This is a genomic window from Curvibacter lanceolatus ATCC 14669 (assembly GCF_000381265.1).
In the GTDB taxonomy this organism is placed as follows: Bacteria; Pseudomonadota; Gammaproteobacteria; order Burkholderiales; family Burkholderiaceae_C; genus Curvibacter; species Curvibacter lanceolatus.
The window spans coordinates 288,455-307,032 of sequence record NZ_KB906256.1; the positions used below are offsets into that span (position 1 = coordinate 288,455).

The 18,578-nt window shown below is 67.3% G+C and carries 19 protein-coding genes; 10 read left to right on the plus strand and 9 right to left on the minus strand.

Going from position 1 to position 18,578, the window contains the following annotated elements; translation table 11 throughout:
* Nucleotides 1-7 precede the first annotated feature (7 nt).
* From F624_RS0110095 to F624_RS0110105, 3 genes are all read right to left on the minus strand, one after another.
* Complete coding sequence (locus F624_RS0110095) at nucleotides 8-1,804, minus strand: acyl-CoA dehydrogenase C-terminal domain-containing protein (RefSeq protein ID WP_019574179.1); 1,797 nt, start codon at nucleotides 1,802-1,804, stop codon at nucleotides 8-10.
* A 4-nt stretch (nucleotides 1,805-1,808) separates the two neighbouring features.
* Nucleotides 1,809-2,534, minus strand: a complete 726-nt coding sequence (locus F624_RS0110100; RefSeq protein WP_019574180.1) for a TetR/AcrR family transcriptional regulator — start codon at nucleotides 2,532-2,534, stop codon at nucleotides 1,809-1,811.
* Nucleotides 2,535-2,733: 199 nt separating this feature from the next.
* A complete protein-coding gene (locus tag F624_RS0110105; protein WP_051107356.1) occupies nucleotides 2,734-3,600 on the minus strand; it encodes a siderophore-interacting protein in 867 nt (288 codons plus the stop codon).
* 61 nt (nucleotides 3,601-3,661) lie between these two features.
* Between F624_RS0110105 and F624_RS32420 the strand changes: the two genes are divergently transcribed.
* Nucleotides 3,662-4,141 carry a MarR family winged helix-turn-helix transcriptional regulator gene (locus tag F624_RS32420; RefSeq protein ID WP_019574182.1) on the plus strand — a complete coding sequence of 160 codons (480 nt, stop codon included), beginning with the start codon at nucleotides 3,662-3,664 and terminating at the stop codon, nucleotides 4,139-4,141.
* Nucleotides 4,142-4,176: 35 nt separating this feature from the next.
* On the opposite strand, the gene F624_RS0110115 is transcribed toward F624_RS32420, so the two are convergent.
* Nucleotides 4,177-4,992: an SDR family NAD(P)-dependent oxidoreductase gene (locus F624_RS0110115; protein WP_051107358.1), complete on the minus strand. Its 816-nt coding sequence runs from the start codon at nucleotides 4,990-4,992 to the stop codon at nucleotides 4,177-4,179.
* Nucleotides 4,993-5,116: 124 nt separating this feature from the next.
* Between F624_RS0110115 and F624_RS0110120 the strand changes: the two genes are divergently transcribed.
* Nucleotides 5,117-6,100, plus strand: a complete 984-nt coding sequence (locus F624_RS0110120) for a LysR family transcriptional regulator (protein WP_019574184.1) — start codon at nucleotides 5,117-5,119, stop codon at nucleotides 6,098-6,100.
* Here the strand turns inward: F624_RS0110120 and F624_RS0110125 are convergent.
* The gene (locus F624_RS0110125) at nucleotides 6,007-6,747 is read right to left on the minus strand and encodes a Crp/Fnr family transcriptional regulator (protein WP_019574185.1); all 741 of its coding nucleotides are present in this window, start codon (nucleotides 6,745-6,747) and stop codon (nucleotides 6,007-6,009) included. The genes F624_RS0110120 and F624_RS0110125 overlap by 94 nt on opposite strands.
* Nucleotides 6,748-6,892: 145 nt before the next feature.
* On the opposite strand from F624_RS0110125, the gene F624_RS0110130 reads away from it, so the two are divergent.
* A complete protein-coding gene (locus tag F624_RS0110130; RefSeq protein ID WP_019574186.1) occupies nucleotides 6,893-7,417 on the plus strand; it encodes an Mpo1 family 2-hydroxy fatty acid dioxygenase in 525 nt (174 codons plus the stop codon).
* A gap of 30 nt (nucleotides 7,418-7,447) precedes the next feature.
* Here the strand turns inward: F624_RS0110130 and gntR are convergent, their stop codons facing one another.
* Complete coding sequence (gene gntR / locus F624_RS0110135; protein WP_019574187.1) at nucleotides 7,448-8,473, minus strand: HTH-type transcriptional regulator GntR; 1,026 nt, start codon at nucleotides 8,471-8,473, stop codon at nucleotides 7,448-7,450.
* 168 nt (nucleotides 8,474-8,641) lie between these two features.
* Between gntR and F624_RS0110140 the strand changes: the two genes are divergently transcribed.
* The 6 genes from F624_RS0110140 to F624_RS0110165 all read left to right on the plus strand — a co-directional run bounded on the left by F624_RS0110140 (nucleotide 8,642) and on the right by F624_RS0110165 (nucleotide 15,373).
* Nucleotides 8,642-9,172: a gluconokinase gene (locus tag F624_RS0110140; protein ID WP_245573602.1), complete on the plus strand. Its 531-nt coding sequence runs from the start codon at nucleotides 8,642-8,644 to the stop codon at nucleotides 9,170-9,172.
* Nucleotides 9,169-9,678 (plus strand): TRAP transporter small permease, encoded by a 510-nt coding sequence (locus F624_RS0110145; RefSeq protein ID WP_019574189.1) that lies wholly within the window; start codon nucleotides 9,169-9,171, stop codon nucleotides 9,676-9,678. Before F624_RS0110140 ends, F624_RS0110145 begins: the two co-directional genes overlap by 4 nt.
* 5 nt (nucleotides 9,679-9,683) lie before the next feature.
* A complete protein-coding gene (locus tag F624_RS0110150) occupies nucleotides 9,684-10,976 on the plus strand; it encodes a TRAP transporter large permease (protein WP_019574190.1) in 1,293 nt (430 codons plus the stop codon).
* 72 nt (nucleotides 10,977-11,048) lie between these two features.
* Nucleotides 11,049-12,071: a TRAP transporter substrate-binding protein gene (locus F624_RS0110155; RefSeq protein WP_019574191.1), complete on the plus strand. Its 1,023-nt coding sequence runs from the start codon at nucleotides 11,049-11,051 to the stop codon at nucleotides 12,069-12,071.
* A 105-nt stretch (nucleotides 12,072-12,176) separates the two neighbouring features.
* Entirely contained in the window at nucleotides 12,177-13,052 is an 876-nt protein-coding gene (locus F624_RS0110160) for a phosphate/phosphite/phosphonate ABC transporter substrate-binding protein (RefSeq protein ID WP_019574192.1), read from the plus strand.
* A gap of 8 nt (nucleotides 13,053-13,060) precedes the next feature.
* On the plus strand, nucleotides 13,061-15,373 hold the full coding sequence (locus tag F624_RS0110165) for a PAS domain-containing sensor histidine kinase (RefSeq protein ID WP_019574193.1): 2,313 nt from the start codon (nucleotides 13,061-13,063) through the stop codon (nucleotides 15,371-15,373).
* A 71-nt stretch (nucleotides 15,374-15,444) separates the two neighbouring features.
* Here the strand turns inward: F624_RS0110165 and F624_RS0110170 are convergent, their stop codons facing one another.
* The gene (locus tag F624_RS0110170) at nucleotides 15,445-16,014 is read right to left on the minus strand and encodes a DUF7482 domain-containing protein (protein WP_019574194.1); all 570 of its coding nucleotides are present in this window, start codon (nucleotides 16,012-16,014) and stop codon (nucleotides 15,445-15,447) included.
* A gap of 103 nt (nucleotides 16,015-16,117) precedes the next feature.
* Between F624_RS0110170 and F624_RS0110175 the strand changes: the two genes are divergently transcribed.
* Nucleotides 16,118-17,344, plus strand: a complete 1,227-nt coding sequence (locus F624_RS0110175; RefSeq protein ID WP_019574195.1) for a DUF2252 domain-containing protein — start codon at nucleotides 16,118-16,120, stop codon at nucleotides 17,342-17,344.
* Nucleotides 17,345-17,363: 19 nt separating this feature from the next.
* Here F624_RS0110175 and F624_RS0110180 read toward each other — a convergent pair whose 3' ends face one another.
* Both F624_RS0110180 and F624_RS35345 read right to left on the minus strand, forming a co-directional pair.
* Nucleotides 17,364-17,642 (minus strand): hypothetical protein, encoded by a 279-nt coding sequence (locus F624_RS0110180; RefSeq protein WP_019574196.1) that lies wholly within the window; start codon nucleotides 17,640-17,642, stop codon nucleotides 17,364-17,366.
* Between the two features lie 118 nt (nucleotides 17,643-17,760).
* Nucleotides 17,761-18,429 carry a TetR/AcrR family transcriptional regulator gene (locus F624_RS35345; protein WP_019574197.1) on the minus strand — a complete coding sequence of 223 codons (669 nt, stop codon included), beginning with the start codon at nucleotides 18,427-18,429 and terminating at the stop codon, nucleotides 17,761-17,763.
* Between the last annotated feature and the right edge of the window lie 149 nt (nucleotides 18,430-18,578).

Sequence of the window (18,578 nt, forward strand, 5' to 3'; positions counted from 1 at the left end):
TTCAGGCTCAGGCAAACACGGCTTCGGTGTCCATCAGCACCTTGGAGCCGGCACGGGCGGTGCGCATCAGCGAAGCGGTTTCGGGGAACAGCTTGGCGAAGTAGAAGCGCGCGGTCTGCAGCTTGGCCTGGTAGAACGGGTCGGTGTTGCCGGCGGCGATCTCCTTGAGCGCGACCGAGGCCATGCGGGCAAAGAAGTAGGCAAACACCAGGTGGCCGGCCACGCGCAGGTAGTCGACTGCTGCGGCGCCCACTTCGTCGGGGTTCTGGAAGCCCTTGAAGCCGATCTCGGTGGTGAACTTGGTCATCTGGTCGCCCAGGTAGGCCAGCGGGTTGATGAACTCGGCCATCTTCTCGTTGACGCCTTCGGCCTCGACCAGCTGGGCCACCAGCTTGCCGAACTTCTTCAGCGAAGCGCCGTTGTTGCCCAGGATCTTGCGGCCCAGCAGGTCCAGCGACTGGATGGTGTTGGTGCCTTCATAGATCATGTTGATGCGGGCATCGCGCACGTACTGCTCCATGCCCCACTCCTTGATGTAGCCGTGGCCGCCGAACACCTGCTGGCAGGCCGTGGTGGCGGTCCAGGCGTTGTCGGTGATGAAGGCCTTGACGATGGGGGTCAGCAGCGCGACCAGCTCGGCCGAGTCCTTGCGCACCTTTTCGTCGGGGTGGTTCAGTTCCTTGTCGAGCAGCACGGCGCAGAAGCAGGCCATGGCGCGGCCGCCTTCGGCGTAGGCGCGGGCGGTCAGCAGCATCTTGCGCACGTCGGGGTGCACGATGATGGGGTCGGCCGGCTTGTCCTTGGCCTTGGTGCCGGTCAGCGAGCGCATCTGGATGCGGTCCTTGGCGTAGGCCAAGGCGTTCTGGTAGGCCACTTCGGTCAGGCCCAGCGACTGGTTGCCCACGCCCAGGCGGGCGGCGTTCATCATCACGAACATGGCGGCCAGGCCCTTGTTGGGCTGGCCCACCATCGTGCCCACCGCGCCGTCAATCACGATCTGGGCCGTGGCGTTGCCGTGGATGCCCATCTTGTGCTCCAGGCCACCGCAGTAGATCGGGTTGCGCTCGCCCACGCTGCCATCGGCGTTCACCTTGAACTTGGGCACCACGAACAGGCTGATGCCCTTGCTGCCCTGGGGCGCGTCCGGCAGGCGGGCCAGCACCAGGTGCACGATGTTGGAGGTCATGTCGTGCTCACCGGCGCTGATGAAGATCTTGTTGCCGGTGATCTTGTAGGTGCCGTCGGCCTGGGGTTCGGCCTTGGTGCGCAGCAGGCCCAGGTCGGTGCCGCAATGCGGCTCGGTCAGGCACATGGTGCCGGTCCATTCGCCGCTGGTGAGCTTGGGCAGGTACAGGCGCTTTTGCTCGTCGGTGCCGTGGGCGTGCAGGGCCTCGTAGGCACCGTGGCTCAGGCCGGGGTACATGGTCCAGGCCTGGTTGGCCGAGTTCATCATTTCGTAGAAGCACTGGTTGACCACGAAGGGCAGGCCCTGGCCGCCGTACTCGGGGTCGCAGGACAGGGCGGCCCAGCCACCTTCAACAAACTTTTCGTAGGCGGCCTTGAAGCCCGTGGGGGTCTTGACCTCGTGGGTGCTCTTGTCGAGCACGCAGCCCTCGGTGTCGCCGCTGATGTTCAGCGGGAAGGTGACCTCGGCCGCGAACTTGCCGCCTTCTTCGAGCACGGCATTGATGGTGTCGGCATCGATGTCGGCGTGCTTGGGCAGGGCCTTGAATTCATCGCTGACCTTGAGCACTTCATGCAACACGAATTGCATGTCACGCAGAGGGGGGGTGTAAGCAGGCATGGGATCACTCCTTGGTGCGGATCGGGGTTTTGGAAGAAACGGGGGTGGCCGGTGCGAGGTCGGTGGCGCCGTACCGGGCCAGGATGTTGTCGAAGCCCTGGGTGGCCTTCTGGATCGAGCCCGGGTGCTTCAGAAAGCGGGCCTCGTAGTGCAGTGCGAGGATCAGACCGTGGATCTCGAACAGCATCTGGTCCTCGTCCACATCGGGGCCGAGCTGGCCGTCGTGTTTGGCGAGGGTGATGGCACGCTTCATGGCGGCGTGCCAGGTCATGACGGAGCTGGCCAGCGCATCGCGCACCGGGCCGGGGCGGTCGTCGAACTCGACGGCACCGCTGATGTACAGGCAGCCCGAGTCGATTTCGACCGAGGTGCGCTTCATCCAGTTGGCGAACATGGCGCGCAGGCGCGGCAGGCCGCGCGGTGCCGACAAGGCGGGGTAGAACACCTCTTCCTCGAAGCGCACGTGGTATTCACGGATGACGGAGATCTGCAGCTCTTCACGCGAGCCGAAGTGGGCAAACACGCCCGACTTGCTCATCTGCGTGACCTCGGCCAGGGCCCCGATCGACAGGCCTTCCAGGCCGATCTGGGTGGCCAGGCCCAGCGCCGCCTCGACGATGACAGCCTTGGTCTGCAGCCCCTTTTGCAGCGCGCGGCCGCGGCGGGCCGGTGCAGCGGCCGCCGAGCGTGCAGTGCCCGGCGAGATGGCTGACGAACGAGTGGTGGACATGGATGGGCGGCTCACAAAATAAAACGAACGGTCGTGCTATTTTGCAGTAATTTTTGTGACAGCCCTTTGAATACCCCAAAGAATTTGAAGGAAATTGCCGACCGATCACAAGGGTTTACCCTTGGTTTCAACTCGGATCGGCTCAGAAGCAGGGCTTTCACCTGCCCACACCGTGTGCGCAGGCGGCCCCCGCCCGGCTTCAGCTCAGGTTTTCGTGGTGCCCAGAGAGGCCCTGGCGCCAGTAGGCCGAGACGCGCATCAGGGCCGCGGGCTGACCCAGGCCCAGCCAATGGGTGCGCAGCTCAGCCATGGTGAGGGCCTCACCGGCGGCCCACACAAAGGCATGGCCCTCGGGCAAGGGGGTTTCACGCACGGCCTCCAGCAGCCGCTGGCCCGGGGTGGCAGCGCCCCGCACCAGCCAGCGCAGGTGGACCTGGGCCGCACTGGCCAGCGCGCGCTGCTCCTCGGCCGTGGCCACCTCGATCAGGGCCGTGACGCGGGTGCCGGCTGGCAGCTCGGCCAGCCGGCGTGCGATGGCGGGCAGTGCGCTTTCATCACCCGCCAGCACATAGGCATCGTGCCCGGCCGGCAGCACCATCGAGCCACGCGGGCCACCCAGCCCCACCTCGTCGCCAGGCCGCGCGCGGGCGGCCCAGGTGGCCGCCGGGCCCTCGCCATGCAGGGCGAACTCCAGGTCGAGCTCCAGGGCCTGGGCATCGAAGTGCAACGGTGTGTAGTCGCGCATCACGGGGCGCTCGGCCTCGCTCAGGCCGGCGGGCCAGCTGACCCGGCCGTCCTGCAGCGTGGGCAGCACCAGCGGACGGCCCGGGGCCGGCGGCAGCATCAGCTTGAGGTGGTCGTCAAAACCGGCCGACACAAAGCCGCGCAGGGCCTCGCCGCCCAGGGTCACGCTGACCACGCCCGGGGTGGGCCGCCCCACGCGCAGCACCTGCACCCGGCGCACCGGGTTGGCGTGGCGCACACGCTGGGGCAGAAGATGGGCCGGCACAGCGGTCGAGGAAGCAGCAACAGGGGAAGAAGCGGGGGAAGAAAGTTCAGAAGTCATGGCAGAGACAGTTGTTTATTTGGTTGATATGATCAACCAATAATCCCCCTGAAAGTTGATAGTGTCAACCAAATCAGAAAAAACCACGACAGCGACAGGCGATCTGGAAGACGAAGTGCTGGAAAGCCTGCAGGCTCTGGTGTTCAGCCTCAAGGGCCAGCTGCGCCACAGCCTGGGCGAGCAGCCCCTGGCGCTGGCGCCCATGGAGTTGCGGGCCCTGCAGTTCTTTGTGCGCCACCCCGGGGCCAGCCAGCGTGATCTGGTGCAGCACAGCGGGCGTGACAAGGCGCAGATCGCACGGCTGATCAAATCGCTGCTGGACAGCGGCCACCTGCAGGCCAGCCCCGACCCCGAGGACCGCCGCAGCCAACGTCTGAGCCCCACGCCCAGCGGCCTGGCCTTGCACGGGCAATTGCACCAGGCCCGCCGCCAGGCCTTGGCCCGCAGCCTGACCGGGCTGGATGCGGGTGAGCTGGGCCAGTTGCTGGGCCTGCTGAAACGGCTGCGCAGCAACCTGGTCGCGCCCACGCCCCCCGCCTGAGTCGCCTCACTGGCGGCAGCGACAGCGCGGCTTTCTCAGATGAACATGCCGCCCGAAGCCTCGATGCGCTGGGCATTCACCCAGCCGCTGGCAGGCGACAACAAGGCCGCCACCACCTGACCGATGTCCTCGGGCAGACCGACCCGGCCCAGGGCGGTCTGGCTGGCCACAAAGCGGTTCAGTTCAGGGTTGTCGCGCACGGCGCCGCCGCCAAAGTCGGTTTCGATGGCCCCCGGCGCCAGGGTGTTGACGGCAATCCCGCGCGGCCCGAGTTCCTTGGCCAGGTAGCGGGTCAGCACCTCGATGCCGCCCTTCATGCTGGCGTAGGCCGCATAGCCCGGCAAGGCGAAGCGGGTCAGCCCGCTGGACAGGTTGAGAATCCGCCCGCCGTCGCGCAGCAGCGGCAACAGCGCCTGCGTGAGGAAGAACACCCCCTTCAGATGCAGGTTGAACAACAGATCGAACTGCTCTTCGGTGGTGTCGGCCACGCTGGCGTGCACCCCGATGCCGGCGTTGTTCACCAGGGCGTCGATCTGCGCCACCTGCCAGCGCTGGGCCAGGGCCTCACGCACGGTATCGGCGAAGGCCGCGAAGCGGGCCGTCATGCCCAGCCCCTGGCCCAGCTCCAGCTCGATGGCCAGGGCGCGCCGCCCCAGGGCCTCGATCTGCTGCACCACGTCTTGGGCCTGGGCCTGCTGGCTGCGGTAGGTGAACACCACGTCCATGCCCTGGGCGGCCAGGGCCAGCGCCATGCTGCGGCCCAGGCCGCGGCTGCCGCCGGTGATCAGGGCGACCGGGGCTGAGGTGCCCTCGGTCGTGGGGGGCAAAGTGTTCGAGTCAAGGGATGTCATGGCAGATCCTGGTTGAAGCGCCTGTGGCGCGGGAATGGGATGTCTGGCAGTCTATTGATCGATTCCTTGCCGATAAACCCACAGCATCCGACTTCACTGTTCAATATTGAATAACAATGAACCCATGAACCCCGTCGATGCCCTGCACACCTTCACCCGCGTGGCCGAACTGGCCAGCTTCACCCAGGCCGCGGCGCAGCTCGGCCTGCCCAAGGCCAGCGTGTCGCTGGCGGTGCAGCAACTGGAGGCGCAGTTGGGCACCCGGCTGCTGCTGCGCACCACGCGTCGCGTGCAACTGACCCCGGACGGCCAGGTCTTCTACGAACGCTGCAAGGATGTGCTGGCCGATCTGGACGAGTTACAGGGTCTGTTTCAGCAACAGCCCGCCCAACTGAGTGGCCGGCTGCGGGTGGACATGCCGGTGGGCACGGCGCGCCAGCTGGTGTTGCCCAGCCTGCCCGGCTTTCTGCGCGCCCACCCGGGTGTGCACCTGGAGCTGAGCTGCACCGACCGCCGGGTGGACCTGGTGCGCGAGGGCTTCGACTGTGTGCTGCGGGTGGGCCCGCTGGAAGATTCGGGCCTGATCGCCCGCCCTTTGGGCCAGCTGTCACAGAGCAATTGCGCCAGCCCGGCCTATCTGGCCGCGGCCGGTACACCCCGCCGACTGGAGGATTTAAGCCAGCACCAGTTGGTGCACTACCAGCCCCAGCTGGGCGGCCGGCAGACCGGCTGGGAGTGGGTGGACGAGCGCGGCCAGACCCGCACCCTGCCCATGCCCGGCTCGCTGAGCGTGAACAGCACCGAGGCCTACCAGGGCGCCTGCCTGGCGGGGCTGGGCCTGATCCAGGCGCCCACCGCCGGGCTGCGTGGCCTGCTCGAACAGGGGCTGCTGGTCGAGGTGTTGCCCGAGTTCCGCGCCCCGCCGCTGCCGGTGTCGCTGCTGTACCCGCATCGGCGTCAATTGGCGCGCCGGGTGCAGGTGTTCATGGATTGGCTGGCCGAGGTGCTGAAGCCTTACCTGGACGGTTCGTCCACCGGATCCGAACCGTCCCAGCCCTCGGACACGGCGCGCAAGGCCTCGAGGTCCAGCAACTCGATGGTGCCGTAGCGCAGGTGCAGCCAGCCTCGCTGCTCCAGCCCATGCAAGGCCTTGTTGATGGTCTGGCGGCTCACGCCCAGCATCAGGGCCAGTTGCTCCTGCGGCAGGCGGATCAGGCGGCGTGGCGCGCCGGTGCGACCGCCATAGCCCTGGGCCACCAGCCACAGGCGCTTGGCCAGGCGCAGGTCCAACGGCAACTGGGCGATGTCCTCCAGGGCCGAGAACATCAGGCGCAGCTTGCTGCTGGCCAGACGGGCCACGCTGCGCCAGTGCGCGGGGTGCTGTTCCAGCCAGTCCAGCAGCTCGTCACGCGGCACCAGTAGCACGGTGGTGTCGCCGTCGGCCACCACATCGTGGCTGCGCGGCTGGCCGTCGATCAGCGAGATCTCGCCCAGCCACTGGTAGGGCTCGATGAAGGCCAGCAGGGTTTCCTGTCCGCTGTCCTGCAACCCGCCCACGCGCAGGGCGCCAGCGGTGACGCAGCACAGCGCCCCTTCCACGGCGCCGCGGTGGAACAGGCGCTCGCCATCGCTCAGCACCCAGAGCCGACCCAGGGTCAGCAAAGCGGCCTGGAACTCAGGCTCGCACTGGGCATACCAGAGCTCGCTGCACAAGGCGGCGGCCAGGGTCTGGGCAGAGGTGGTGGACGGTTTCATCGGAAAACGGGGCCGCGGGATGCGGCGGCTGGACGGTCTGGAATGTATTGATTTTGACAGTCCTTCGCCCGCCACCTGCCTAGCATGCAGCGCAGACCCGTGCGCACCCTGCGCAGCGCGGGCCCCAGAACCAGGAGACAAGCCCATGAGAAACACCCAAGCCCTGCTGACGCAATACGCCCGCTACCACCGCGACCCACGCAACATCGCGACCCATTTCGTGGGCGTGCCCATGATCGTGCTGGCCGTGGGGGTGTTGCTGGCGCGGGCCTCGATCGAACTGGGCGGCTGGACCGTCTCGGCCGCCTGGCTGGCCTGGGCTGCCAGCACCGTGTGGTACCTGGGCCGCGGGCACCTGGGCGCGGGCGTGACGGTGAGTGCGGCCATCGCCGGCCTGATGGTGCTGGCCCATCCGCTGGCCGCCGGCTCCACCGCCAGCTGGCTGGCCTGGGGCCTGGGGCTGTTTGGCGTGGGCTGGGTGATCCAGTTCGTGGGCCACTACTACGAGGGCCGCAAGCCGGCCTTTGTGGACGATCTGGTGGGCCTGCTGGTGGGGCCCTTGTTCGTGAGCACCGAAGTGCTGTTTGCGCTGGGCCTGTGCCGCCCGCTGCGCCAGGCCATCGAGGCCGAGGCCGGCCCGGTGCAGCTGCGCACGCCGCAATCCGCGTGAACCGCCTGAACCGCCGACCTGCAGCGCGCCTCAGGTGCTCATGCGCACCACCAGCCGGTAATCGAGCACCACGCAGGGATGCTCGACCGGCTCGCCGCGCATCAGCTTGAGCAGCATGCCGGCCGCCTCGTCGCCGATGGTGGCCAGGGGCGTGTGCACGGTGCTCAGCGTGGGCAGCATCAGGTCGCTGCCGGTGAGGTCGTTGAAGCCCGCAATCGCCACCCGTGCCGGCACCGGCAACTGCAGCCGGTTGGCCGCCAGCAAGGCGCCCTGGGCCAGGTCGTCGTTGCAGAAGAACACCGCGTCCACCGCCGGTGACTGGCCCATGATCTGCTGGAACAGCCGCCCACCCAGCGCCATCGACGAGGGCGCCGGGTTCATCCACTCCAGCGCCGGGTCGTACAGGCCCGCGGCTTCCAGCGCCTGGCGCCAGCCCTGCTGGCGCTGCAGCGTGCGGGGGTCAAGCTGGGCCGCGGCAAAGGCGATGCGCCGGTAGCCGCGGTCCAACAAATGCCGGGTCATGGTGATGGCCGCCTCGGTCTGCGAGAAGCCCACGCTGTGGATGCCCTCGACCCGGCTGTTCTCCATCATGTGCACCACCGGCACGCCGCTTTGCATGATCAGCCGGCGCGTGGCTTCGGTGCGGTCAAAACCGGTCACCAGCAGGCCTGCCGGGCGGTGCATCAGTTGCTCGCGCAGCAGTTGCTCTTCTTCGCTCGGGTCGTAGTGGGTGATGCCGATCAGGGTCTGGTAGCCCGCCGCGCGCAGCCGGGCCTGTGCGGCTTCGAGCAGGCTCACGAACAGCTCGTTGGACAGCATCGGGATCAGCACCGCCACATGGGTGCTGCGCTTGGAGGCCAACGCCCGGGCCGCCGGGTCGGGCACATAGCCCAGCTTCTGGGCCGCCGCCTGCACGCGCTCGACCAGCACCGGGTCCACCGCCCGTTCGCCACGCAAGGCCCGCGACACGGTGATGGGGCTGACGCCAGCGGCCAGGGCCACATCGGCCAGGGTGACGCGGCCGGTGGCACGTTGGCGAGCAGGCGATCGGAGCATGGTCCTAGGGTTTGTACTTAATTGGAAACAAGACGGCCTGAGTAGGATAGCGCTATCCAACCCATGCACCACTTGAGGGTGTGCGGGCCATCATACATAAACTTTGCGGGACGGGCCGGTGCTCAGTGCAGGCCCTTTTTTGCAACCTTTTGGGATAGCGCTATCCATATGAAACCATCAGTTGTAGTCATGGGCGTTGCGGGCTGCGGCAAGTCCAGCCTGGGCGCGGCCCTGGCGGCGGCCGAGCACCTGCCCTTGATCGAAGGTGACGACCACCACAGCCCCGCCAGCCGCGACAAGATGAGCCAGGGCATTGCCCTGACCGATGGCGACCGCCAGGGCTGGCTGCAGACCCTGGGCCGCTTGCTGGCCGAACACCCCGAAGGCGTGGTGCTGACCTGCTCAGCCCTGAAGAAGGCCTACCGCGACCAGTTGCGCCAGGCCTGCCCCGGTTTGCGCTTTGCCTTTCTCGACATCGATCGCGAGCAGTCGCTGCAGCGCGTGTCGGCGCGGGCCAGCCATTTCTTTTCCAGCTCGCTGGTGGACAGCCAGTTCGCCACCCTCGAAAGCCCGGTGGGCGAAGCCGGTGTGCTGCGCCTGGACGCGCTGCAGGCTTTGTCCGCATTGCAGGCCCAGGCCTCGGCATGGCTGAATGAAGCCCCGGCCCTCACGGCCTCCAACCCCAAGGATTGCGCATGACCCAGCCCTCGGACCAACCCGGCCTCAGCCGCTTCCAGCGCCTGTCACACCACCTGATGGCGGCCTGCCTGGGCGTGATGGCCATCGCCGTGTTCATCAACGTCGTGCTGCGCTACGGCTTTGGCAGCGGCGTGGCCGCCAGCGAAGAACTGTCGCGCCTGCTGTTCGTGTGGATGGTCTTCATCGGGGCGGCTGCGGCCTACCCCGGTGGCGAGCACATGGCCTTCACCAGCCTGGCCGGCCTGCTGAAGCCCAAGCCGCGCGCCTTTGCCGTGCTCACCGCCGTGATCCGGCTGCTCACCGTGTGCGCCAGCGCCATGCTGGCCTGGGGCGCCTGGCAGCAGGTGGTGGTGGGGCTGGACAGCCATTCGGTGGTGCTGGGCTACTCGTCCGCGCTGCTGCCGCTGCCCGCCTTTCTGTGCTCGCTGGCCATCGGTGTGATGGCCCTGGCCGAGCTGATCCGTCGTACCCCGCTGGACCTCGGTCACGGCGCTGAAGTGGAGTGATTGCCATGAGCCCTGAAGCGCTCGCTTTCGTGTTTTTCTCGGTCGGCATGCTGGTGCTCATGGGCAGCGGCATGAACATGGCCCTGGCCCTGGTGCTGACCGGCGCCGGCATGGCCTGGGTGCTCGATTTCTGGGACACCCAGTTGCTGGCCCAGAACCTGGTGGCCGGCGTGGACAGCTTTCCGCTGCTGGCTGTGCCCTTCTTCATCCTGGCCGGCGAGTTGATGAACTCGGGCGGCATCAGCCGCCGCATCATCGACATGGCCCAGGCCTGGGTGGGCCACATCCGGGGCGGCCTGGGCTATGTGGCCATTGGCGCCGCCGTGCTGATGGCCAGCATGAGCGGCTCGGCCCTGGCCGACACGGCCGCGCTCGCCACCATCCTGCTGCCCATGATGCGCCAGCAGGGCTACCCCATGAACACCTCGGCCGGGCTGATCGCGTCGGGGGGCATCATCGCCCCCATCATTCCGCCCTCCATGCCCTTCGTGATCTATGGCGTGACCACCAACACCTCGATCTCGGCCCTGTTCGTGTCCGGCATCGTGCCCGGTCTGCTGATGGGCGTAGGCCTGATCTTCGCCTGGCGCCATGTGCTGCGCGGCATCGAGCTGCCGCAAGGCCAGGCCCTGCCGATGGCGCAGCGCCTGCGCATCACCGCGCGCGCCTTCTGGGCCCTGCTGATGCCCATCATCATCATCGGCGGCATGAAGTCGGGCGTGTTCACGCCGACCGAGGCTGCGGTGGTGGCGGCCTTCTATGCGCTGGTGGTGGCGCTGTTCATCCACCGCGAAATGAAGCTGCGCGAGATCCATGGCGTGCTGCTGCGCGCCGCCAAGACCACCGCCATCGTGATGTTCCTGTGCGCCGGCGCCCAGGTGGCCAGCTACATGATCACCCTGGCCGACCTGCCCAGCGTGCTCACCCAGTGGCTGGGCCCGCTGGTGCAGAGCCCGCGCCTGCTGATGGCCGTGATGATGATCGTGCTGGTGCTGATCGGCACCGCGCTGGACCTGACGCCCACCATCCTGATCTTTGCGCCGGTGATGCTGCCGATCGCGGTCAAGGCCGGCATCGACCCCGTGTACTTCGGCCTGATGTTCGTGCTCAACGGTGCCATCGGCCTGATCACGCCGCCCGTGGGCACGGTGCTCAACGTGGTGGCCGGTGTGGGGCGCATCTCGATGCACAGCGTGATCAAGGGGGTGAACCCCTTCTTGCTGACCTACGTGGCGCTGCTCACCCTGATGGTGGTCTTCCCGCAGATCGTGACCGCCCCTGTGGCCTGGTTGCGCTGACCCGATCAGCCCTCGGCCCCACTTCAGTCCTTCTACAGCCCTCTCGTTCCCCGTTTTTCTCAGGAGACAAGCATGAAAACCGTCCGTCGCACCCTGCTCACCGCCCTGGCCGCCGCCAGCCTGGCCAGCACCACCTTCAGCGCGCTGGCGCAGGACTTCAAGCCCCGCATGATCCGATTCGGCTACGGCCTCAATGAGCAAAGCAACCAGGGCCGTGCGGCCAAGGTGTTTGCCGAAGCCGTGGAAAAGGCCTCGGGCGGCAAGATGAAGGTCCGCGCCATCGGCGCTGCCGCCCTGGGCCCCGACACCCAGATGCAGCAGGCCCTGATCGGTGGCGCCCAGGAGATGATGGTGGGCTCGACCGCCACCCTGGTGGGCATCACCGCCGAGATGGCCCTGTGGGACACCCCCTTCCTGTTCAACAATGCGCGTGAAGCCGATGCCGTGCTCGACGGCCCTATCGGTCAGAAGGTGCTGGACAAGCTGCAGGACAAGGGCCTGGTCGGCCTGGCCTACTGGGAGAACGGCTTCCGCAACCTGACCAACAGCAAGCGCCCCGTGGCGCGGCTGGAGGATCTGAACGGCATCAAGCTGCGCGTGATGCAGAACAACGTCTACCTCGACAGCTTCAAGATGCTGGGCGCCAATGCGGTGCCGCTGCCGTTCTCGGAACTGTTCAGCGCCATGGAGACCAACACCGTCGATGGCCAGGAGAACCCCTACAACACCATTCTGTCGAGCAAGTTCTACGAGGTGCAGAAGTTCCTCAGCGTGACCAACCACGTCTACAGCCCCTGGGTGCTGCTGGTGAGCAAGAAGTGGTGGGACGGCCTGTCGGCCGCCGAGAAGAAAGTGCTGCAGGATGCCGCCCGCAGCAGCCGCGACTTCGAGCGCAAGGACACCCGCGAAGAAGCCACCCGCGCCCTGGCCGACCTGAAGGCCAAGGGCATGCAGATCAACGAACTGCCGCCCGCCGAATCGGCCCGCATGCGTGACAAGCTGACCAAGGTCAACGCTGGCATCGCCACCCAGGTGGGCATGGACCTGTGGCGGGATACCCAGGCCGAACTGGCCAAGTTGCGCGGCCAGAAGTAATCCACACACTCGGCGGGCGGGGCTCGCGGCGGGGCCGGATATGCCGGTAACATCGGGATACATCAACGGTCCGCGGACCAAGCCGCGACTTGCTGGAGCACCCCGATGGCCTATCCTCGAATTTCCCGCCGCCGACTCAGCCTCGCGACCGGGCTGGCCCTGTTGGCCGCCGGGACGGGTGCCCGTGCCCAGGCCCCGACGCCTGAAGCGGGCACCTACCGCTTCTCACCGGTCAACCAGTACGGCATCAACCTGACGGCCGCCTACTGGAACCCCATCATCGCCTACGTGTCCGAGAAAAGCGGCGTCAAGCTGCAGCTCAAGATCGGACGCACCTCGGCCGACACCACCGCCTACGTGCTGGCCCAGGAGGTCGAGTTCATCTTCTCCAACCACATGTTCAGCCCGGAGCGCGAAAAACTGGGCTGGAAGGTGTTCGGGCGCCGGCTCACCCCGCCGCTGCACGCCCAGATCGTGGTGTTGCAGGACTCCCCCATCACCGACTTGGCGCAGCTGCAAGGCAAGGACATGGCCTTTCCCGGCCCCGAGGCCCTGGTGGCCTACAAGTTTCCGGCGGCCCATCTGGCCAGCCGCAAGATCGAGGCCAAGCTGCTGTTCGGCGGCAACATGGACGCAGCCTTTGCCCAGCTCGTCAGCGGCAAGGTGGCGGCCGTGGGCACCAACTCGCAACTGGCCGAAGGCTATGCACGCCGCGAAGGCAAGAAGCTGCGTGTGTTGTGGGCCTCGCCGCCGCTGTACGACCTGGCCCTGATGTCGGCGGCCAACGTGCCCGACAAGGTGCAGAAGGCGGTGGCCCAGGCCTTCCTGGGCATGCACCAGGACCCGCGCGGGCGCGACATCCTGCAAAAAGCCTCCGAGCAGGTGGGCCTGACGGCCGAGGCCTATTTCACGCCCTCTGACGGCAGCGAGTACGGCGCTTACCGCGACTTCTACCGCACCGCCCCCCCCACGCTTCGCTGAGTCCGATCTTGCTGCGCCGACTGCTCCAACGCCTGACGCCCGGCTCGCTGGTCGGGCGCGTCTTCACCCTCTACACCGTCACCCTGCTGGGCTTCGTGCTGGCCGGCCTGGGCCTGTTCTTTCGCTACCAGATCAGTGAAGTGCTGGAGGACGAACAACTGCGGGGCGAGGCCCTGGGCTCCATCATCGCGCCGGTGATCGCCGACAGCGCCGTCATCGGCGACTACGACACCATCCGCCAGGTGCTGCGCCGCACCGTCACGCATTCGGTGCTGGCCATCGCCAGCTACATCGACCGCAGCACCGGGCGCATCGACGAGCCTTCGCCCTCTCTCCTGACCATCGAGCCTCCGGCCTGGCTGATCGAGTTGGTCGGCAAACGCCTGTATGACGTGAACCTGCCGATCAACGTGGGCGGCACTGACTACGGCGTGCTGCGCCTGAGCTTCGATGCGCGCGACATCGCCGGACGCATGTGGAGCCAGATCCGGCTGGCCTTGCTGCTGGGCGGCCTGGCCGTGGTGGGCGGACTGCTGCTGATCCGCTTTCCCCTGGTGCGCTGGCTGGGCAAGCTCAACCGGGTGCAGGACTATGAACGGGCCATGAACAGTGGTGCCCTGCCGGTCGAGATGCTGCATGGCGGCGAGCAGGCCCCGAGCGAATTCCGGCAGACCTTCGAGGTGCTGGGCCGCGCCGCGGCCAGCCTGCAATCTCAGCGGCACCAGGCCGAGGTCACGCTGGGCTCGATCGCCGACGCCGTGTTCACGCTGGACGCCGAGGGCACGATCACCCTGGCCAACCCGGCGGCCTGCCAGTTGCTGGGGTCCCCGCTCGACCGCGTGCTGGGCCAGTCCGCCTCTGCGCTGATGCCCCAGGTGGTGCCACGCTCCCTGCGGCTCGAGCCCTGGCGCGGCCGCCGCAGCAGCCTGCGCAACCGACACGACCAGGAGTTGGTGATCGACACCACCTTGTCGACCATCGTGGCGCCCGACGGCAGCACCCAGGGCTATGTGCTGGCCTGCCGCGACATGAGCGAGCAGCATGCGCTGGACCTGCGCCTGCGCAGCGAGCTCAAGTCGCGCGCCAGCGCCCTGGTGTCGCTGCGCCAGGTGCTGGAAGAGTTGACCCAGGAGGAGCAGGCCCTGGCGCGCAGCGCCAGCAGCGACGACCTCGAAGCCATCTCGGCCATGATCTCCACCCTGGTGCAGCGCCTGCAGGTGCGTGGCGAGCAGTTGCGCGCGATCTTCGAGCTCAGCCCCGACGGCTTTGTGTCTTTCGACGCCGAGCGGCGCGCCAGCTACGTGAGCCCGGCCTTCTGCCGCCTGACTGGTCTGACGGTTGAACAACTGGTTGGGCAACCCGAAACCGTGGTGGAGTTTCTATTGCAGCGCCAGGCCAACCCCAAGGCACGCTGGCACACTTTCGAGTCGCTGCGCCGCCAGTTGCGCCAGCCCGATGGAGCCGACGACGACTCGCGCAGCGTGATCGAGCTGTTGCGCCCTGCCAAGCGCGTGCTGCAACTGGGCCTGCGCGAAAGCCGCTCGGGCCTGATCTCCCAGGTGCTGCTGCTGCGCGACGTGACGCACGAAACCGAAGTCGACCAGATGAAGAGCGAGTTCCTGTCGACCGCTGCCCATGAACTGCGCACCCCCATGACCAGCATCTACGGTTTTGCCGAGCTGCTGCAGTTCCCGCAGATCAAACCCGAGCAACGCGACGACCTGGTCAAGACCATCCACCGCCAGTCCGAGCTGATGATCGCCATCATCAACGAGCTGCTGGACCTGGCCCGCATCGAAGCGCGCCGGGGCAAGGACTTCGAGATCGAAAGCCTGGACCTGGCCCAGCTGACCCGGCAGCTGATGCACGACTTCAACCCGCCGCAGCAGCGCCCGGCCCCCCAATTCGACGCCGGCCCCGAGCCCGTGCTGGTGCAGGTGGACCGCAAGAAGATGGCCCAGGCCATCGGCAACGTGCTGTCCAACGCCTACAAATACTCGCCCCAAGGCGGCGAGGTGAGCGTGCGCCTGGTCAGTGCCGAGCACGAGGGCGCCCCGGTGGTGGGCCTGGAGGTGCGCGACCACGGCATCGGCATGACCCCCGAGCAACTGAAGCGGGTCTGCGAGCGCTTCTACCGTGCCGACAGCTCGGGCACCATCCCCGGCACCGGCCTGGGCATGAGCGTGGTCAAGGAGATCATGGAGCTGCAGGGCGGGCGCCTGCAGATCGACAGCGAGTACGGTGTGGGCAGCGTGATCACCCTGTGGCTGCCCCGGGTCGTGGCCGCCACCGAGCACAGCGGCTGGGCCAACCTGAGCTGAGGCGCGCCGCGGGGCCGGGCCTTAGAGCGTGTTCAAAGTCTCCCACGGGCCGCGAGACATTGAACACGCTCTTAGCGCGGATCGACCGACACCCCCGGCAGAGCGCCGTGGCCCGGGATGGACACGATCGGGCAGTTCAGCACCACGCGGGTGGGCGTCACCGTCAGCAGGCCCTGCTCTGCGGCGGCCAGCACGGCCTCTTCCGAGCGCAATTCGCGGGCCTGTGCCGGTTGCAGCCAGCGCACCTCGGCCAGTTGCCACAGCGGGCTGTAAGAGCGGCTGAGGTTGCCGGCCCCCACGGGCTCGGGTGCGGACGCGAACACGCTGGCCTGTTTGAAATTGACAAAGCCATAGACCCGCGCCGTGGCGCCGGCGCGCCCTGCCGCCCGGCCTGAGGCGTCCTGCAAGGCCTGTTCCAGCAGCGGCGCGAAGTTGGCACCCTTGGCCTGGGCCACCCGCCGGTCCGACACATCGGTGGTCACATACAGCACCGCCTGTTCCTCGAACCAGGCTTGCTGCAGCGGCAGGTGTGCCAGCGGCGCCCTTGGCACGGCGGTACAGGCCATCAAGCTGGCGCACACAGCCCCGACCAGCCCTGCGCGCGACACGGCACGGGCACGCTGAACTGGCACAAAAAACATGGAACGACTCCTGATACGTGAATAAGACCTGGCTCGCAGTATGGCAGCCAGCCAACCGAAGCCGGGCTTAAACTGCCCCGATCGCCGCCCCCACCCGAACACCATGAAGCCCGTCGCCCCGCCCCCCGCCCAGGACACCGTGTCAACCCTGGCTGCCTACAACCAGGGCCGTGACCCGGAGCGCCTGGCCCTCAAGTACGCCAAGATGCGGCAAAGCCCGTTCATCTTCCTGCGCGGCGCCTGCCACCTGTTCTACAACGCCATCCCCCAGGTCGAAGCGCTCACGCATGCGCCGCTGGCCTGGGCCTGTGGCGACCTGCACTTCGAGAACTTCGGCAGCTACAAGGGCGACAACCGGCTGGTGTACTTCGACATCAACGACTTCGACGAAGCCGCCCTGGCCCCCTGCACCTGGGACCTGCTGCGCCTGCTGACCAGCCTGCAGTGCGGCGCAGCCGACCTCAAGGCCAGCGCGGCCCAGGCCCAGGCGCTGAGCCAGGCCTGCGTGAGCGCCTACCAGCAGGCGCTGCAGCGCGGCAAGGCCTTGTGGGTGGAGGGCGAAACCGCCAGCGGCGTGGTGGCCGAGCTGTTCGAGCGCCTCAAGGATCGGCGCCGGGTGGACTTTCTGAACCAACGCACGGTGCTGCGCAAGAACGGCCGGCGCCAGCTCAAGGTCGATGGCCAGAAGGCCCTGCCGGTGACGGACGACGAGCGCCAGCGGGTATCGGCCTTTGTGCAACGCCATGCAGCACAGCAGCCCAAGCCGGGCTTTTATGAGGTGCTGGATGTGGCGCGCCGCATCGCCGGCACCGGCAGCCTGGGCCTGCCCCGCTATGCGGTGCTGGTCGAAGGCAAGGGCTCGCCGGATGCCAATGTGCTGCTGGACCTCAAGACGGCCCAGCCCTCGTCGCTGATCCCGGCCTTGAACGCCCTGGGCGTGAAGCAGCCCGCTTGGGCTGACGAGGCGCAGCGCATCGTGGGCGTGCAAAGGCGCCTGCAGGCCGTGGACCATGCCTTTCTGGCGCCGGTGGAGTTCGAGGGCCGGCCCTGGGTGCTCAAGGGCCTGCAGCCCAGTGAAGACCGGGTGGACATGGCCCAGGGCAAGGCCAACCCCGAGGGCCTGCTGGCCACGGCCCAGACCCTGGGCCGCGTGCTGGCCTGGGACCAGCTGCGCGCCAGCGGGCGCAGCGGCTCGGCATCGGCCGATGCCTGGATCGCCTTTGCCCAGCAACCCCACTGGCCCGAGGCGGTGCTGGAGGCGGCGCTTCAGATGGTGAGCGTGACGCAGGCCCAGTGGCAGGCGTTCAGCGCCTCCTCACTGGGCCGCTGAGGGCGGGTTCACCTGAGGCTTATTTCTTCGCGTCGGCTTCGCACTTCTTGATCGACGAGGCCTTGGCGGCCCCCGACAGCGGCTTGCCGTCCTTGCTCACGGCCTTGCTCTCGCAGCTCGGTGCGGCAGCCGCACCGCCGGCATCGGCCTCGCACTTCTTCAGGAACGAGGTCTTGGCGGCGCCAGCCAGCGGCTTGCCGTTCTTGCCCACGGCCTTGGCTTCGCAATCAGAGGCCTGGGCCAGGCCGCACGTGGCCGCCAGCAGACCGGAAATCAGAACAACGATGAGTTTGGACATGAAAGAGCTCCAGAAAAAAGAAGGGGCGAACGGTTGAAATTGCCGCTTAACGATAGCACCGCCGCCTCATCTTTTATCCGCTTGTCTCCTCAAAATGACACACCAGCAGTGAACTCGGTCACATGCGTTCAGTATTGGCCGGAGTTTCCAGCAGCACGGCGAGCATTTCCACATAGCCATCTCGCGACGGATCGTCGGCTGTGCCGGGCAGGCATTGGGCGTCTTTGCCGAACAGCAGCTGCGTGACCATGGTGTGCAACGCTGGCGCCATGGCCAGCCAGGGGTGGCGCACCAGCAGGCTGTCGGCACAGCCCAGGTGGGCGGCCGCCCGGGCCAACGATTCGGCCAGCAGGCGTTGATGGGGCTCCACCACCTGTTGCTGCCACTGCTGCACCAGGTGCGGCACCCGCTCACTCTCGGCCACCAACAGCCGGAAGGTCGCCACCGTGCCTGGCTGACGCAGGCAGGCCTCAACCTGCCCCACCAGCCACTCGGCCACCCCACGTGCGGTGCTGGCGCCGCCGAGTGTGGGCAGATCCTCCAGATCGGGCAGGGTCAGCGAGCGCGACAGAAGGGCTTCGAACACCTCGTCCTTGCTGGCGAAATGCGCGTACAGCCCGCCTTTGGAGAGGCCACAGCGGCGGGCAATGTCGTCCATGCGCGTGGCGGCAAAGCCCCGCTCGGCGAACTCCTGCTGGGCCGCATCCAGGATCTGGCGCATGCGCACCTCGGGGGGCAGGCGCTGACGCGGCGTGGCGGGCGATCGCTCGGGGGCGAGAACGGTCATGGCGATGTCTCCGTCGTGGTCATGGCAGTGACTTGTTGATCATTTATTAGATACCGACCAGTCGGTCGTTAGTTTGATCCAGATCATCACCGGCGGTATGCGACTTGCCTAGAGTCAAGCTCATCCAACCAACGGAAGAGACCGTTCAC

Excerpts from the sequence above, each read along its gene's own strand:
- F624_RS0110150 (WP_019574190.1), top strand. The coding sequence starts at position 9,684 with ATGAGCCCTGAAGCGCTCGCTTTCGTGTTTTTCTCGGTCGGCATGCTG.
- F624_RS0110095 (WP_019574179.1), bottom strand. The coding sequence starts at position 1,804 with ATGCCTGCTTACACCCCCCCTCTGCGTGACATGCAATTCGTGTTGCAT.
- F624_RS0110175 (WP_019574195.1), top strand. The coding sequence starts at position 16,118 with ATGAAGCCCGTCGCCCCGCCCCCCGCCCAGGACACCGTGTCAACCCTG.
- F624_RS0110100 (WP_019574180.1), bottom strand. The coding sequence starts at position 2,534 with ATGTCCACCACTCGTTCGTCAGCCATCTCGCCGGGCACTGCACGCTCG.
- F624_RS0110120 (WP_019574184.1), top strand. The coding sequence starts at position 5,117 with ATGAACCCCGTCGATGCCCTGCACACCTTCACCCGCGTGGCCGAACTG.
- F624_RS0110155 (WP_019574191.1), top strand. The coding sequence starts at position 11,049 with ATGAAAACCGTCCGTCGCACCCTGCTCACCGCCCTGGCCGCCGCCAGC.
- F624_RS0110145 (WP_019574189.1), top strand. The coding sequence starts at position 9,169 with ATGACCCAGCCCTCGGACCAACCCGGCCTCAGCCGCTTCCAGCGCCTG.
- F624_RS0110170 (WP_019574194.1), bottom strand. The coding sequence starts at position 16,014 with ATGTTTTTTGTGCCAGTTCAGCGTGCCCGTGCCGTGTCGCGCGCAGGG.
- F624_RS0110140 (WP_245573602.1), top strand. The coding sequence starts at position 8,642 with ATGAAACCATCAGTTGTAGTCATGGGCGTTGCGGGCTGCGGCAAGTCC.
- F624_RS0110130 (WP_019574186.1), top strand. The coding sequence starts at position 6,893 with ATGAGAAACACCCAAGCCCTGCTGACGCAATACGCCCGCTACCACCGC.
- F624_RS0110115 (WP_051107358.1), bottom strand. The coding sequence starts at position 4,992 with ATGACATCCCTTGACTCGAACACTTTGCCCCCCACGACCGAGGGCACC.
- gntR (WP_019574187.1), bottom strand. The coding sequence starts at position 8,473 with ATGCTCCGATCGCCTGCTCGCCAACGTGCCACCGGCCGCGTCACCCTG.
- F624_RS35345 (WP_019574197.1), bottom strand. The coding sequence starts at position 18,429 with ATGACCGTTCTCGCCCCCGAGCGATCGCCCGCCACGCCGCGTCAGCGC.
- F624_RS0110180 (WP_019574196.1), bottom strand. The coding sequence starts at position 17,642 with ATGTCCAAACTCATCGTTGTTCTGATTTCCGGTCTGCTGGCGGCCACG.
- F624_RS0110105 (WP_051107356.1), bottom strand. The coding sequence starts at position 3,600 with ATGACTTCTGAACTTTCTTCCCCCGCTTCTTCCCCTGTTGCTGCTTCC.
- F624_RS0110160 (WP_019574192.1), top strand. The coding sequence starts at position 12,177 with ATGGCCTATCCTCGAATTTCCCGCCGCCGACTCAGCCTCGCGACCGGG.
- F624_RS0110125 (WP_019574185.1), bottom strand. The coding sequence starts at position 6,747 with ATGAAACCGTCCACCACCTCTGCCCAGACCCTGGCCGCCGCCTTGTGC.